This is a genomic window from Sporacetigenium sp. TC11, assembly GCF_058146105.1.
Genome location: NZ_JBYVNY010000002.1, coordinates 21064 through 34626 on the forward strand (window position 1 = coordinate 21064; position 13563 = coordinate 34626).

Genomic DNA, 13563 nt, shown 5'->3' on the forward strand with positions numbered 1-13563 from the left:
GGAGAAGGATATTATAAGGACGGGGATAAAATTGATTATAAAAGACACTAAGTGTTCTATAGTAAATTGCTATTTGTATAGAATAGATAAACTAAAAATGAATGGATTATATAAAATATATGAAAAAAATGATACTATATTTGGAGCTAAGCTATCAGGACAAATTTTTGATGAAGAATCTGCAGATTCGTGCTTTGATAGTTGGATAGGTACTGGATTTATATCTATGATAATAGTGTGGTTACTTAGACAGCTTCTCTCAGGATGGGTTAAGAATAAAATTAATAAACGCTATGAAGTTGAAGAATACTATGATACTTTTGAATTTGATTCTATTACTTTTTTGAATAAGAATAAAGGTAATTTTATTTTTGATAAGTGTGATATAAATAAAGTGAAAATTTTTATGAAACGTATATCATTTGATCCCATGTACATAAATGAAGGAACTATTGTTATAGAAACAAACCAAGACAAACCAATGAAATTTGTTGTTATAGGTAAACAGAGTATGAGAGATGTAGCTAGAATTTTTTCTGACTTAGGGATAGTCATTGAGGTTAAAGATAAAGGACTTTTATACAATAAATTTTAGTTATATAAATAGGTAGAAAAATAGATTAGCTATAAGGGCGGGGATAAGTTTGATTGAAAAAGACCATAAGTGTTCTATTCCAAATTGCTATTTATTTAGAACAGACAAACTAAAAGTGAATGGATTATATAAAATATATGGAAAAAATGATGCTATATATGGAGCAAAATTAGCAGGGGACATTTTTGATAAGGAATCTGAAGATTCGTTCTTTTATAGTTGGTCAGGTAATGGATTATTATCTATTTTAATAGAGTGGTTACTTAGGCGATTCCTTTCAGGATGGACTAAGAATAAAATTAATAAACGTTTTGAACTAGAGGAATACTATAACACTTTTGAATTCGATTCTATTACTTTTTTGAATAAGGATAAAGGTAATTTTGTTTTTAATAAGTGTGAAATAAATAAAGTGAAAATTTTTATGAAGCGTTCATCATTTTATACCCTATACCAAAATGAAGGGACTTTTGTTATTGAAACAAATCAAGGTAAACCAATGAAATTTGTTGTTATAGGCAAACAAAGTATGAGGGATGTAGCTAGAATTTTTTCTGACTTAGGAATAGTTGTTGAGGTTAAAGATAAAGGATTTTTATATAATAAATTTTAGTTATATAAATCATAATTATAGCATTTCAGGTACCAGTTTCTATTGCTGTAGCTTTTGCGTTATAATTTAAGTCTCAATGATAGTAGGTGTTATATAGTGTTGTAAACCTAACAAATTCTGAATACAGAATATGACGGTACAAAAGATATATGTTATAGAGTAAAAACGGGAGATATATGGGTAGGCGAGTTAAGGTAAATACTAGTTTGATTAATTAATATATAATTATATACTAGGCAGTTGTACAATATTACTCAGCAGTATAGTACTACTAAATAATACGTATTTTATTAAGAAGTGAAAGATGATTACACATATTATAATATAATGACTTTTAAAATTTTCAGTAATAAAGGAGACCGCAATAATATATGGAATATATTGTGCTTATTTTGACAGTATTAATAGGTATAGGCATTTTAATCTACAGGATAATTAGGAAAGAGATGCATATTTTCAGTTCAGGTTTAAAATATGAGATTATTGGAAGAGAAATCTATAAAGGCTTATTAAGAAAAAATGAAAAATTAAGTGTTGAAGAAGCAAAAATCATTATTAGTTCAATTATAGATGAAAATTGGTTTGTGAGTTTAGATAAAGAGCAAATTAAAAATATTACTTGCCAGATTAATAAATATTTAAATCAAAATTATTATGAAGTTAGTGAATCTGAACTTACAACATTAGTGAAAAATTTTAAAGATAATAGTATGATTTAGCAGATTAAAATTAAATTTGAAAAAGTTTAATTTTAAGTATTAGATAAACAATCTGCGTTGCATAGTATTTATATACTACGCAGTAATATAATATTACGCAATATGAGGGGGATTTTATGGAGGATTTTAAACGATCTCGAAATCTATTATTAGTTGCGGGATTCTGTTCTTTAATATCTACTATTTTGCAATTAGTAAGTAATCAATTTATTCTCGCGCCAATTTTTAATATAGCTGCATGTATCTGTTTTTTTATGGGTGCTTATAATAACCATAAGAAAATTACTAAAGATAATAAAGATTAAGGTAGTGAATAACATTTATATGATATGAAGAAAAAAGAGGAGAGTTTAGTTAATTCTCCTCTTTTTTAATATATACTTAATTTCAACATTATACTAAAACATAGCCTTTTATTTTAAGCAGATGGCTCATATAGATTATTCACTAGGAGAACCATCTTTGAGTAAATATTTTTTTTGTTTAAGTTTTGCAATAGACAAGCCAATTTCCAGAGCTTTAATTAAAGAATCTTTGGCTCCTTGATAAAGTGGTCCGCCATTAAAAATAAATTCTTCTGAACCTTTTAAGTCATTTTTTATACTTTCTAACCTATACATAATATCTTTTTTATGATCATTAGATAGAAAAATAGAATCTAGATTTCTAAAATTACTTCTACATAAAAGATAATCAGAAGATACATTAAAAAAATCTGCAATTTTTATTAGTCCTTCTCTATCAGGAAATCTATTGCTAGTTTCGTATTTTGCTATGGAGTGGTAAGAGATTCTTAATTCATTTGCCAATTCTTTTCTTGTTAATCTCATTTCTAATCTAAGTTCTTTTAATCTAACTCCAAAATTCATAACAATGACCCCTTTTTTATAAAATATTAGTAACAAAATTTATTATTCATATAATCCGAATGTATGTTCGATTGAAGTTCCAAAAAAAGAGCATTATCATCAAAAGAGATAAAGCATTCTTCTCTAGATAAAAACTCAAGTCTATATACTAAAAGGTCGTAACTTACACCTAGTTCATCGGATAAATCATAAAGAGATGTTATATTTTTACTTAAAGCATCTAAAAGTTCATCCTTTGGGATAAGGTAATTTGTTGCCCATCTCATAGCTTTTTCCTCTACTTTATTAAGAACTAGCCTGTTTCTATATACTGGATAAGGACCTACATGATTTCCACAAGTAGTATAGTAGTGACCTAATTCTTCTCCTAGGACCTCTAACAATTTAAGATTATTTTTTTCTAAACACTTATGTAAACCTATTACAGGTAAACTTCTTTTTTCATTAAAATAAAGCCCCAATAAATCATAAGGAAGAGTAGCAAATTCTATTTTAATCCCTTCAGCATCGCATAAATTATATAATTGTTGTAATTTGTTCATGGTTTCTCTCCTAAAAATATAATTATTTCTAGATGTAAGTAGGATTAGTATATTAGTTTTTGTCTGTACTGTATTTAAATCTAAGATAATTTAGATATTCTTCTAGTTCATGTCTTGCTTCTTCTGGAAGACCTTCGTCAAAGTTTGTTCTATGAGTTGCCAAAGTTGTATCGCTAGTAATTTCCTTTGGTTCCATTCCTAAAAGATAATCAGTAGTAACATTAAAAAACTGTGCTATAAGTCTTAATCTATCATAATCAGGACTTTTGTCCTTAGTTTCATATCCAGCTATAGTTGCTCTGCCAACATTTAGTACATCTGCTAATTGTTGTTGAGTAACGTTTCTACTTTCTCTAAGTCCTTTTAATCTTTTTCCAAACTTCACACAATCACCTCCAAATAAATAATATCATCCATGTGCCTTATTGTAAACAATAAATTATAAAAATGGAAAAATATAGGTAAATAACGTTGACAATGTGACTATACGACACTATAATAAAAATAAATTAGTGACAATAAAACACTAATTTTAAAGAAATGTTTCAAAAAGGAACTATAAGGGGGACAAATTCATGGAATTTATAGTACAAGAGGGAAATGTTCAAAGTAGGGGGTATGGCATAATTCCAAAACTAGTAATGCAAGATAATAGACTTACAATAGAGTCAAAGGGAATATATGCATATTTAGCTTCTTATTGTGGGGGAGGGCTAAATCAGGCATTTCCAAGTGTAAAAACTATAATCAGTCATTTGAATATAAGTGAAAAAAGGTTTCAAAGTCATGTTAAGACCTTAAAAGAATTAGGATACATAACTGTAGAAAAGAGAAGAGATAATGCTGGTGCATTTTTACATAACATATATATTATAAATCAATATGTAGAAGAAGAGAAACCATCAGGTCAAAATCTACCGGTGGATAACCTAATGGTAGATAGGCTACCCGTAGGTAATTTGAGTACTAATAATAACAATAATAATATTAACAAATATAATAAAAACAATATATGTATATATAATGATAACGAAAAATTAGCAGTTATGACTAAGTTATATGAATCTAATTTAGGTTTAGTAAATAATGTTGTAAGTGACTGGATTATGGAAGTATCTAAAGATATAGATATTGATTTGTTCAAAAAAGCCCTAGATATATGTGTAAGTAAAGGTAATTATAATTTGGGGTACATAAAGGGAATAATAAGAAATTGGACAAGCAAAAACATAAAAAGTATAGAAGATATAAAACATAATGAATCTAGATCTAAAAGCAATAGAAAAACAAATTTTCACAATTTTAAAGAGACATTTAATAAGTATACTGAAGAGGAATTAGAAGATATTATTATGAAAAATCAAAAGCTAAAATGGAGTTAGATATAAATATACGGGGGGATAAATATGATAGAGTATTTAAGTAAGGAAGACTTGACTGATTCTTTTTATGATATTGCTGATGAAATAGGACTAGATTCTTTCATAAAGTTATGTGAGTTATGTGGTGGAAGCTCTTTGTATATTCCAACTATGAACTCTTTATTAAAGCCTGTTAGAAATAGGGTTATAAAGGAAAGCTTTGATGGAGGAAACTATAAGGAGTTAGCGAGAAAATATAATATAACTGAGGTACAAGTTAGAAAGATAATTTCAAATATGTAAGATGATAAACTCAGGCCATGAGATTATCCTGGCCTGAATACAATTTGATTAATTTAGTAAATTAGTTTGATATAAAATTAAAATTGAGTATAAAAATATAAGAATATATATAAAACTTCTAAATAGTTCTTCTTGAGGTGAGTTTGTTTTTATCTTAAGTAAAGGGAATTTAATCTTATTAAGGGATGGATATAAAAGTGCAACACCTGATATGTTTAGCATATCAAAGAAAATATGAGAAGCACAGCCAAGTATTATACCCCATTGAATTGCAGGATAAATAGTCATTAAGAGAGGTACATGAAATACTACTAGTATCTTTTGTTTGATTATGAATAATAACAAACCTATTAATGCAATAAAAAATATACTATGTGTAATAGTTCTATGTCCATACATTTTATGTATATTTCTAGATATTATAGGAATACGTAGACCTAGTGTGGATTTTTCTGTGTCTATATCTGGTAGCAATGAACCTAGCTTAAGGCAATAATAAAATGTTACTAGATATAATAATTTATAGATTAGATCTAGAGCATAAAAATAATCCATAAAAAATAGATGAAGAGCCAGTACTCCAAATAGGATACCGCCACCAACATGAGTTTTCCCCATCAAGGATATCACCCCATTTATTAATAAATGTTGTAAACTAATATCACTTGTAATATATGAAATGGGGTAAAATGTGTTACAGAAAATTAAGTTCATTTCATGTATTGGAAAAATAATGCAAGGAAATTATAATTAAAGTAGAAGAATTGAGAGAGGTGATATAATGGATAACTGTATATTTTGTAATATAAACAATTACGTTTTAGAAAATGAATTAGCATATGCTATATATGACAAGTTTCCAGTAAGCAAAGGACACTTACTTATTATATCTAAAAGACATGTTAGTGGATATTTTGACGCCACTAAAGAAGAAAAGCTAGCTATATTTGATTTAGTTGATAAATGCAAAGAATTACTTGAAAAAGAATATTTTCCAGACGGATATAATGTAGGAATTAATATAGGAGAAGCTGGTGGACAAACTGTTATGCATCTACATGTTCATTTGATCCCTAGATATAAAAAAGATGTAGAAGATCCTAGAGGCGGAATAAGGGGAGCAGTACCTAGTAAGATGAAGTACTAATACAATGCCTTATAATTAATTTTTAAGATTTTAAAAAATATTTTAACAAAAATGGTTTTATTTATTACAAAGGACTATTATATATTTTTCATAGTTAATACACATAATATAATTAGACCGAAAGGTTATTTTAAATTAATGGGAGGTATTAATTATGCATAATATAAACAAAAGTATAGGATGTACTGTGTCACAATGTAAATTCCATGATGACAAAAAAGATTATTGTACATTAAATAACATAAAAGTAGTTACACATGAAAATAAAACTAAAAAAGTGGAAGGTTCAGACTGTGGAAGCTATGAACCAAAAAATTCTCTAAGATAATACAAATTATATAAATGGCCTTAGTTCTAGATTTTATAGGACTAAGGCCATTTATTTTTTTGATTTAAAGTAAATAGCGATTTAATACATACTCTTAAAAGGAGAATACTAAAAAATAAAGAATATAACTTCAGTAGTTAAATTAATTTTATTATTAGGTATTGCAGGGGATTATATATGGAGTGGATAAAAAAATATAAAGATAAAGTAGAGAAATATATACATATAATGGGAGCATTTATTGTTATTGTATCAATGATTTATGCTATTAATGTGTATCAAAAAACTACCGAGGAGATACGTGAAAGATATGGTCCTGATGCAATTGTTGTTGATGGAAAGGTATACTATAAAGGGGTGGACCCTAGAGCTACTGATACTCACAGACCTACAAGTGATGATGATGAATATGATTTTGTAGATTGGATTTATGATTTGATAAATAGGTAGTACCTAGTAGGATGAAATGCTAAGATAGTATTTAAGGGGGATATTGTATGAGTCTAGTATATAAGAAATGTCCAAGCTGTGGATCTAGAAATGCAGTAAAAATAGTATATGGAATGCCAAGTTATGAACTATATGAAGAGGCTGAACAAGGTAAGGTAGTCCTTGGTGGATGTTGTATTATGGAAGATGCACCACAGTATCTTTGTAAAGATTGTAATTACGAGTGGAATAAAAACCAGGTTATAGATAATGCTTATAAGAGTATTTCAAGTATAAGAGCATATATTGGTGGATATTGCGGCCCATGTTATGAGGTTGAATTAGATTTTGAGAATAATAAATTAATATGGATTAAGAAAGCAAATCTAGAAGAAATTGAAGACTCAGTTACAAAAGCTATTGATTTAGATGAGCATAACTATATAATTGGGAATCTAAAAATTATAAATCTGCTGAGTTGGAAAGCAGATTACAAAGATCCTGGTGTTTGTGATGGTACTCAATGGAGTATAGATATAAAAAGTGATGACAAGACAATACACAAGTCTGGCAGTAATAATTATCCAATAACATGGAATATGTTTTGTAGTTTAATTGAAGAAATTACAGGGAAGGCTTTTATGTAAGCTATTAAATTTTTATTCCGTACTCAAAACGAGTACGGAATAAAGGTTTAAATATGTAGCTTTTATTTTGCTTTATTTTTTCGACTTTCTCTTGCCTTAGCAATACCTAGATCCATAGCTTGTGAAATACTTTGTAATGCTTCTAATGATAGAGCCCCTGATTCACCATAAATACAAATAACACGATTAGTGTTTATCTTTTTTACTAATTCCATATACTCTTCTCTTTCATACTCTAATAACTCATACTCTTCTTTAAGTCTAAGCATAATACTCCTCCTAATATATAATCTTCAGAATGTATGTTCGATAAAATGATGTAAAAATACGGTTTAAACTACTAAGTTCATAGTAGAAGTTAGTTAGAATCCGCCAATATTACCTCTTGTAATTCCTTTTTGGGTAGATCTTCGTTTTGTTTAATTTTTACAATAGATAAGCCGATCTCCATAGCTTCAATTAAAGAATCTATACATTCTTGAGAAAGTCGTTCACTGTCAAACAAAAATTCATCTGAATTTTCTAATTCATATTTTCTTTCTTCTAATATATTTGAAATTTCTTTTTTATCATCCTTAGTAAGCAAACTATAATCAACTTTTCTAATACTAATCTTACCTAAAAGATAATCAACAGATACATCAAAGAAATCTGCAAACTTCTTTAAGATTTCTTCACCAGGAATTATTTCTCCAGATTCATACTTTAATAAAGTTGTATAAGGGATTTTAAGTTCAATAGCTAATTCTTCTATAGTTAACCCCTTTTCTTCTCTAAGTTTTTTAAATGTAGATTTAAAATTCATAAATAATAACCCCCTTTTCTAAAATATAATTGTTACATACACTATACAAACATATGTTCGATGAAGCTATGATATCATATAAGATATTCAATGTAAATAAAAACAGGAAAATAATGTTATAATTTAATTATTATATTCAGTACTCAAAACGAGTACTGAATAACTTATGTTAGATTATGCTAAGGGAATGTAAATATAATTAAATTATGTAAATAAACGTAATAGAGAAGTAAAAATATAAGGAGGTTAACATGAATATAAATGAACTTATCGAAAAATCAAAACAATTTAATATAACAGAAGAATATATAAAAAAAGATGAAGAAGACAGACTTAGATTTATAAATAAGTTTCCACTAGAAATGATAAAGGACATGACTTTAGAACAATACTCTATAAATAGTAGTCATGATTCTGAGAAATACAATGATACATTTACATATTGGTTAGAATTCGGGAAAATCTTAGCAGGAATTCGTGGAGGTAATGCATCAAAGTTTTATATATACATGGATGTAAATGGAGAATACTGCACAGGATATGGTAAAAATAAAAGAATTCTAAAGGGTGAGGATCTAGAGCTAGAGTTTAATACCTTAAGAGATAAAATATACAAAGCAGTAATACTTGCAAAGGAAGATAAAATAGAAGAAATAATAGAACTAAATATACCTATATGGAACATGGTTTTATTAAAGATATTACTCATATATGTACCAGAGAAATTCTTTAGTGCTGTATCATCAGGATGGCTTGTTCCACTTGGAAAAGATTTAGAGCTAGAAGATATAACACCTGTAAACTCTGAAAACTTAGTAGCTCTAAACTATTACATATTTAAAAAGCTTAAAGAATACGACACTTTTAAAGATTGGAACTATACAATACTAGGAGAATTTATAACTAGTTTGTATTACAAAGCATCAATTCCGGATACAAAATATTGGGCAGCAGGATATTATTATCAAGATGAAGGATCAAAATTAGAAGAATTTAAATCTAAGAATGTATTTGGTATAGGTTTTTTTAGAGAAGATCTAAGTGATTACATAGATGACAAAGAAGCTTTAGAAAATTTACTAGAAGAAAGAAATGTTGAAAGTGCTGGTAGAAAAGCAATAAGAAATTTCCTTCAAATAAAAAAAGGAGACTATATAGCTTTAAAATCAAGTTTCACAAAAGGACCTAATGGAAAAATATCGGTAATGAAAGTATCTGCTATTGGTATAGTTAAACAAAGTCCTATTGATGGATATGTATTTGATGAAAACTTAGGACATACACTACCTATTGAATGGACAAATCTTGATGTAGTTGAGCATGAAGGTATAAATTATATGCAAACTCTTACTCAAGTAAAAAACAAAGATTTAGTCTCTATTATATTCAAAAACACAAAGAAAGAAGTAGAGATTAAAGAAACTATTAAAGAAGATGTTGTTGTAGAAGAAAAGTTTGATAAAAACATAATATTATATGGACCTCCAGGTACTGGTAAAACCTATAACGTTGTAAACAAAGCTCTTGAAATAATAGATAAGAATTTATATAAAGATATTATAAATTCAGATGATGAAAAAGATAGAGAAAAAACAATAGATGCATTTAATAAGTTAATAGAAACTGGGCAAATAGCATTTTGTACATTTCATCAGTCATATGGATATGAGGAATTCATCGAAGGTTTAAAATCAGATGGAAATGGAAACTTTGTATGTGAAGATGGAATATTAAAGGAAATAGCATTTAAAGCTTCTTATTCTGGTCTTAAAAAAGAAGAAAAACTAAGTATAAACAAGGATTTATCTATAGAAGAACTTAAAAAACAAAGAAAAGATATTGTTTTAAAGAACTTAAGAAATAAAAATAGCTTTAACTTCAATAAAGCGGATAAATACGTTCTTATAATTGATGAGATAAATAGAGGAAACATATCAAAGATATTTGGTGAATTACTTACTTTACTTGAAGAAGATAAGAGAATAACTAAGAATAATCAAGTTATTTTAAAGTTAACTTATACTAAAGAAGAATTTTCACTACCTCCAAATTTATATATTATAGGAACGATGAATACAGCAGATAGATCTATTGCTCTTATGGATATTGCATTAAGAAGAAGATTTAACTTTATAGAAATGATGCCAGATGAAAGTTTACTAGATACTATTGATGATATAGATATGGAAAAAATGCTTGGTATTATAAACAAAAGAATAGAGTTTTTATATGACAGAGATCATATGATAGGACATGCTTATTTGAAAAATGCAAAGAGTATAGAAGATATATCTACAGTATTTAAAAATAAGATAATTCCACTACTTCAAGAGTATTTTTATGATGACTGGGAAAAGATAGGCCTTATTTTAGGTGGAATAGGTAAAAGCGAAGAAGATGAATATATAATTTACAAAGAAGAGATAAGAGCAGAAAACTTATTTAAATCTAGAGATTTTTCTTATGGGTTTAATAGCAAAACAAAATATCATATAAAACCTAGCATAGGTGCTGGGGAGTTGAAAAATATATATGAAGGATAAGTATATATGTATTAGAGAATCCTTTGACTGGATATATATTGGAGATAAAGATGATGAACTTTCAAATAAGGAATATGAATCTCTTATAAAATACCTTAGTATTCATTACAATGATAAAGAAGTAATAGAAGTAAAATATAATAAAATAAGTTTTATAAATTATGTAGGTATAATAGCTCTAGGTGAAGTTACAATAGAGATTCTACCTAAAATATCTTTATCAAATAATATAAGTAAAGATAGGGAAATGCTTTTATTTATGCTTTCAAAATGTGATAAATTACCTATTAAGATAACTGATACTTTAGATGTGAATTTAAGAAATTGTAGTTTAATAGATATAATAGCTAAGTTTTATAAAGATTCTTTAATTAAAGAATTACAAAGAGGTATGTATTTTGAATATGTACATGAAGAAGATAATTTAAATAGCTTAAAAGGTAAGTTACTTCTTAAGGAACACGTTAAAAACAATTATGCAAATAAAACCAGGGCATTTTGTAGGTATGATAATTATACTGAAGATAACTTTTTAAATAGTGTATTTAAAGCTGCAACTTTATGTGTTTTGAAAAGAGTTAGAAATGATTCTATATTAAATGATATTAAAAGACTTCTTTTATTCTTTGGAGATGTAGGACATAGGCATATAAATAAGGAGCAAGTTTTATCATTTAAGTTTAATAGACAAAACACTAGATTTAAAGATGCTTATAGTTTTGCAAAGCTTATAATACTTAATATGTCTATGGAAAACACAAAAGGAAAAGATGAAGGCTTTTCAATGTTGTTTGAAATGAATACACTATATGAGCAGTATATAGGAAATATAATATCTACGCTTTGGAATGATAAAAATAGAAGAGTATCACTACAAGACGAAGGTAAATATCTTTTAAATAATATTAATTCTAATAGAAAAAATATAAAGTTAAAACCTGATATAGTTCTTAATGACTATAAAGAAGATTATCAAGTAATTATAGATACAAAGTGGAAGGTAATTGAATATAACGATAGGTTAAATTATGTTCAAGGTGATATATATCAGATGTATGCATATGTAACAGCATATGAAAAAGCTAAAAGATGTATTTTACTTTATCCATATGTTAATGAAGATAGTACTTATCCAACATGGCAGTTGTCGCCACCTTTTGATGATAAGTATATAGAGATTAAAAGTGTTAGATTAGATAGCTTAAGTGATACTATGGAGGATTTAAATGAGGTAATATATGGTAATTAAAAATAATGAAATAGTTTAAACTCCGTTAAGAAGTTTAGTTTTCTATATGTCTTAGGTGCGTGTTGAAAAATATGGTAAATTCAATTATAATTAGGTATAGATTTATCTTTTAAAAATTTCATAGAAAAATTTAAAATAAATAAAAGTTTATATTTTCTATAAATAATTGTGGATAAAGGTAAAGGATAAATACATTAAAAAGTAGGTGTTGGAATTATTAGAAATAAACTATGAAATTTTAAAAGTAATGAAAAACAAGTTTTGTTAATTAAGAAAAGCTTAAAATTTACTATATGAAATATATAAACTAAGGCACAGTAGATGCTAAGGGTTATAAAAATAACTTATAAACTAATACATATAAAATATAAGAAAATATCTTAGTTACTATTGAGCATGAAACTATTCTAACTTGTGTAAGACATAGAGCCAGCACGCATAGGAAATAAACTTTATGAGGCTTATTGGTGTAAATTAATATGATTTGGGGGGAATAGAATGACTGAATAGCAGTATTGCTATTATATGGTAGAGTATTGTTGTTATTAGTAATTACAAAAAAGTATATCTACTATGCGATAAAATTATGTTATCTTTCAATATAAATATTAAGGTGGAGAGGCTATGTCTAATTTGGAAAAATACGCTATTATATCTACTACAGCAATAATTATACTTATGGTTGCCTGCGTATATTTAATAATTATAAATAGAGATTATAGAGAAAAAATAAAGAATATAATTAAAACTACAGAAGGATTTGAAGCTAATATTATAGCATTATTAATAGGAATCTTTATAATGGTACTATCTTTCTTTATATACATATATTTATTTAAACCAAATGACTCAAGTGGAATAAAACTTGTGGTATGGGTTTTCTTAATAGGAATACTTTTAAGGATATTGATAAATGTACCTTTTAAAATGAAGTGCGGTAATGTTAATAGTATTATTTATGCCTGCAATATTCTAAGCTTAATAATAATTTATATTATAGTTAAAGATATAGATTTTGTACTTACTATACTTGCTGTTTTATTGAGCAAGTTCTTATGGTTTGATACAAGTCCAAAGAGTATTGGGGAAGAAATAGAAAAGATAACGAAGTTAGATAATAAAAAATTAGGTATTGCAATAATAATCTTCATAGTGCTAGGTACCGTTACATATTTTATCAATGAAATACTGCAAGATATTTCAATGTATATCTGGGCTGGTATCTCGATAGCTGCTATATTAATACCAATTTTGACAGCCGTAATATTAATATTAATGTTAATATTACGAGGATACTTTAAGACAAAAGATAAGCAGTAAGATAAATTAATCCTTTATACATAATTAGACAAAAATATCTTGTTTTTAAGATTTAAGATTGTTCAAGGAAAGTAAATATATACTATTTGATAT

General features: G+C 26.9%; 19 protein-coding genes. 13 read left to right on the plus strand and 6 right to left on the minus strand.

The window, feature by feature from the left end:
- Window positions 1-31: 31 nt before the first annotated feature.
- The 4 genes from ACUSRV_RS03040 (at window position 32) to ACUSRV_RS03055 (ending at window position 2232) form a co-directional block, all read left to right on the plus strand.
- Window positions 32-595: a hypothetical protein gene (locus ACUSRV_RS03040; RefSeq protein WP_490140446.1), complete on the plus strand. Its 564-nt coding sequence runs from the start codon at window positions 32-34 to the stop codon at window positions 593-595.
- A gap of 49 nt (window positions 596-644) precedes the next feature.
- Window positions 645-1208 carry a hypothetical protein gene (locus tag ACUSRV_RS03045; RefSeq protein WP_490140447.1) on the plus strand — a complete coding sequence of 188 codons (564 nt, stop codon included), beginning with the start codon at window positions 645-647 and terminating at the stop codon, window positions 1206-1208.
- A 371-nt stretch (window positions 1209-1579) separates the two neighbouring features.
- Window positions 1580-1927 (plus strand): hypothetical protein, encoded by a 348-nt coding sequence (locus ACUSRV_RS03050; RefSeq protein ID WP_490140448.1) that lies wholly within the window; start codon window positions 1580-1582, stop codon window positions 1925-1927.
- 116 nt (window positions 1928-2043) lie between these two features.
- The gene (locus ACUSRV_RS03055) at window positions 2044-2232 is read left to right on the plus strand and encodes a hypothetical protein (protein ID WP_490140449.1); all 189 of its coding nucleotides are present in this window, start codon (window positions 2044-2046) and stop codon (window positions 2230-2232) included.
- A gap of 135 nt (window positions 2233-2367) precedes the next feature.
- Here ACUSRV_RS03055 and ACUSRV_RS03060 read toward each other — a convergent pair whose 3' ends face one another.
- From ACUSRV_RS03060 to ACUSRV_RS03070, 3 genes are read right to left on the minus strand one after another with little or no spacing between them, the layout of a single operon-like run.
- Window positions 2368-2796: a helix-turn-helix domain-containing protein gene (locus ACUSRV_RS03060; RefSeq protein WP_490140450.1), complete on the minus strand. Its 429-nt coding sequence runs from the start codon at window positions 2794-2796 to the stop codon at window positions 2368-2370.
- 26 nt (window positions 2797-2822) lie between these two features.
- On the minus strand, window positions 2823-3338 hold the full coding sequence (locus ACUSRV_RS03065; protein ID WP_490140451.1) for an ImmA/IrrE family metallo-endopeptidase: 516 nt from the start codon (window positions 3336-3338) through the stop codon (window positions 2823-2825).
- A 52-nt stretch (window positions 3339-3390) separates the two neighbouring features.
- Entirely contained in the window at window positions 3391-3723 is a 333-nt protein-coding gene (locus tag ACUSRV_RS03070) for a helix-turn-helix domain-containing protein (protein WP_490140452.1), read from the minus strand.
- Between the two features lie 190 nt (window positions 3724-3913).
- Between ACUSRV_RS03070 and ACUSRV_RS03075 the strand changes: the two genes are divergently transcribed.
- Both ACUSRV_RS03075 and ACUSRV_RS03080 read left to right on the plus strand, forming a co-directional pair.
- The gene (locus ACUSRV_RS03075; RefSeq protein ID WP_490140453.1) at window positions 3914-4720 is read left to right on the plus strand and encodes a DnaD domain protein; all 807 of its coding nucleotides are present in this window, start codon (window positions 3914-3916) and stop codon (window positions 4718-4720) included.
- Between the two features lie 24 nt (window positions 4721-4744).
- Window positions 4745-5002 carry a Mor transcription activator family protein gene (locus ACUSRV_RS03080; protein WP_490140454.1) on the plus strand — a complete coding sequence of 86 codons (258 nt, stop codon included), beginning with the start codon at window positions 4745-4747 and terminating at the stop codon, window positions 5000-5002.
- Between the two features lie 48 nt (window positions 5003-5050).
- On the opposite strand, the gene ACUSRV_RS03085 is transcribed toward ACUSRV_RS03080, so the two are convergent.
- Window positions 5051-5620 carry a metal-dependent hydrolase gene (locus ACUSRV_RS03085; RefSeq protein ID WP_490140455.1) on the minus strand — a complete coding sequence of 190 codons (570 nt, stop codon included), beginning with the start codon at window positions 5618-5620 and terminating at the stop codon, window positions 5051-5053.
- Between the two features lie 163 nt (window positions 5621-5783).
- Between ACUSRV_RS03085 and ACUSRV_RS03090 the strand changes: the two genes are divergently transcribed.
- The 4 genes from ACUSRV_RS03090 to ACUSRV_RS03105 all read left to right on the plus strand — a co-directional run bounded on the left by ACUSRV_RS03090 (window position 5784) and on the right by ACUSRV_RS03105 (window position 7553).
- The gene (locus ACUSRV_RS03090; RefSeq protein WP_490140456.1) at window positions 5784-6149 is read left to right on the plus strand and encodes an HIT family protein; all 366 of its coding nucleotides are present in this window, start codon (window positions 5784-5786) and stop codon (window positions 6147-6149) included.
- 154 nt (window positions 6150-6303) lie between these two features.
- Window positions 6304-6477: a DUF1540 domain-containing protein gene (locus ACUSRV_RS03095; protein ID WP_490140457.1), complete on the plus strand. Its 174-nt coding sequence runs from the start codon at window positions 6304-6306 to the stop codon at window positions 6475-6477.
- Between the two features lie 177 nt (window positions 6478-6654).
- Entirely contained in the window at window positions 6655-6927 is a 273-nt protein-coding gene (locus tag ACUSRV_RS03100) for a hypothetical protein (protein WP_490140458.1), read from the plus strand.
- A gap of 47 nt (window positions 6928-6974) precedes the next feature.
- Window positions 6975-7553 (plus strand): hypothetical protein, encoded by a 579-nt coding sequence (locus ACUSRV_RS03105; protein WP_490140459.1) that lies wholly within the window; start codon window positions 6975-6977, stop codon window positions 7551-7553.
- A gap of 62 nt (window positions 7554-7615) precedes the next feature.
- Here the strand turns inward: ACUSRV_RS03105 and ACUSRV_RS03110 are convergent, their stop codons facing one another.
- Both ACUSRV_RS03110 and ACUSRV_RS03115 read right to left on the minus strand, forming a co-directional pair.
- Window positions 7616-7822: a hypothetical protein gene (locus tag ACUSRV_RS03110; protein ID WP_490140460.1), complete on the minus strand. Its 207-nt coding sequence runs from the start codon at window positions 7820-7822 to the stop codon at window positions 7616-7618.
- A gap of 89 nt (window positions 7823-7911) precedes the next feature.
- Window positions 7912-8358 (minus strand): helix-turn-helix domain-containing protein, encoded by a 447-nt coding sequence (locus ACUSRV_RS03115; RefSeq protein ID WP_490140461.1) that lies wholly within the window; start codon window positions 8356-8358, stop codon window positions 7912-7914.
- Window positions 8359-8609: 251 nt separating this feature from the next.
- Between ACUSRV_RS03115 and ACUSRV_RS03120 the strand changes: the two genes are divergently transcribed.
- The 3 genes from ACUSRV_RS03120 (at window position 8610) to ACUSRV_RS03130 (ending at window position 13470) form a co-directional block, all read left to right on the plus strand.
- A complete protein-coding gene (locus ACUSRV_RS03120) occupies window positions 8610-10901 on the plus strand; it encodes an McrB family protein (protein WP_490140462.1) in 2292 nt (763 codons plus the stop codon).
- Window positions 10891-12150 carry an McrC family protein gene (locus ACUSRV_RS03125; RefSeq protein WP_490140463.1) on the plus strand — a complete coding sequence of 420 codons (1260 nt, stop codon included), beginning with the start codon at window positions 10891-10893 and terminating at the stop codon, window positions 12148-12150. The genes ACUSRV_RS03120 and ACUSRV_RS03125 overlap by 11 nt, the downstream gene beginning before the upstream one ends.
- A gap of 624 nt (window positions 12151-12774) precedes the next feature.
- A complete protein-coding gene (locus ACUSRV_RS03130) occupies window positions 12775-13470 on the plus strand; it encodes a hypothetical protein (protein WP_490140464.1) in 696 nt (231 codons plus the stop codon).
- Window positions 13471-13563: the final 93 nt, after the last annotated feature.

Coding starts and splice junctions, on each gene's coding strand:
- ACUSRV_RS03050 (WP_490140448.1), top strand. CDS start 1,580: ATGGAATATATTGTGCTTATTTTGACAGTATTAATAGGTATAGGCATT.
- ACUSRV_RS03055 (WP_490140449.1), top strand. CDS start 2,044: ATGGAGGATTTTAAACGATCTCGAAATCTATTATTAGTTGCGGGATTC.
- ACUSRV_RS03060 (WP_490140450.1), bottom strand. CDS start 2,796: ATGAATTTTGGAGTTAGATTAAAAGAACTTAGATTAGAAATGAGATTA.
- ACUSRV_RS03065 (WP_490140451.1), bottom strand. CDS start 3,338: ATGAACAAATTACAACAATTATATAATTTATGCGATGCTGAAGGGATT.
- ACUSRV_RS03075 (WP_490140453.1), top strand. CDS start 3,914: ATGGAATTTATAGTACAAGAGGGAAATGTTCAAAGTAGGGGGTATGGC.
- ACUSRV_RS03080 (WP_490140454.1), top strand. CDS start 4,745: ATGATAGAGTATTTAAGTAAGGAAGACTTGACTGATTCTTTTTATGAT.
- ACUSRV_RS03085 (WP_490140455.1), bottom strand. CDS start 5,620: ATGGGGAAAACTCATGTTGGTGGCGGTATCCTATTTGGAGTACTGGCT.
- ACUSRV_RS03090 (WP_490140456.1), top strand. CDS start 5,784: ATGGATAACTGTATATTTTGTAATATAAACAATTACGTTTTAGAAAAT.
- ACUSRV_RS03095 (WP_490140457.1), top strand. CDS start 6,304: ATGCATAATATAAACAAAAGTATAGGATGTACTGTGTCACAATGTAAA.
- ACUSRV_RS03100 (WP_490140458.1), top strand. CDS start 6,655: ATGGAGTGGATAAAAAAATATAAAGATAAAGTAGAGAAATATATACAT.
- ACUSRV_RS03105 (WP_490140459.1), top strand. CDS start 6,975: ATGAGTCTAGTATATAAGAAATGTCCAAGCTGTGGATCTAGAAATGCA.
- ACUSRV_RS03110 (WP_490140460.1), bottom strand. CDS start 7,822: ATGCTTAGACTTAAAGAAGAGTATGAGTTATTAGAGTATGAAAGAGAA.
- ACUSRV_RS03115 (WP_490140461.1), bottom strand. CDS start 8,358: ATGAATTTTAAATCTACATTTAAAAAACTTAGAGAAGAAAAGGGGTTA.
- ACUSRV_RS03120 (WP_490140462.1), top strand. CDS start 8,610: ATGAATATAAATGAACTTATCGAAAAATCAAAACAATTTAATATAACA.
- ACUSRV_RS03125 (WP_490140463.1), top strand. CDS start 10,891: ATGAAGGATAAGTATATATGTATTAGAGAATCCTTTGACTGGATATAT.
- ACUSRV_RS03130 (WP_490140464.1), top strand. CDS start 12,775: ATGTCTAATTTGGAAAAATACGCTATTATATCTACTACAGCAATAATT.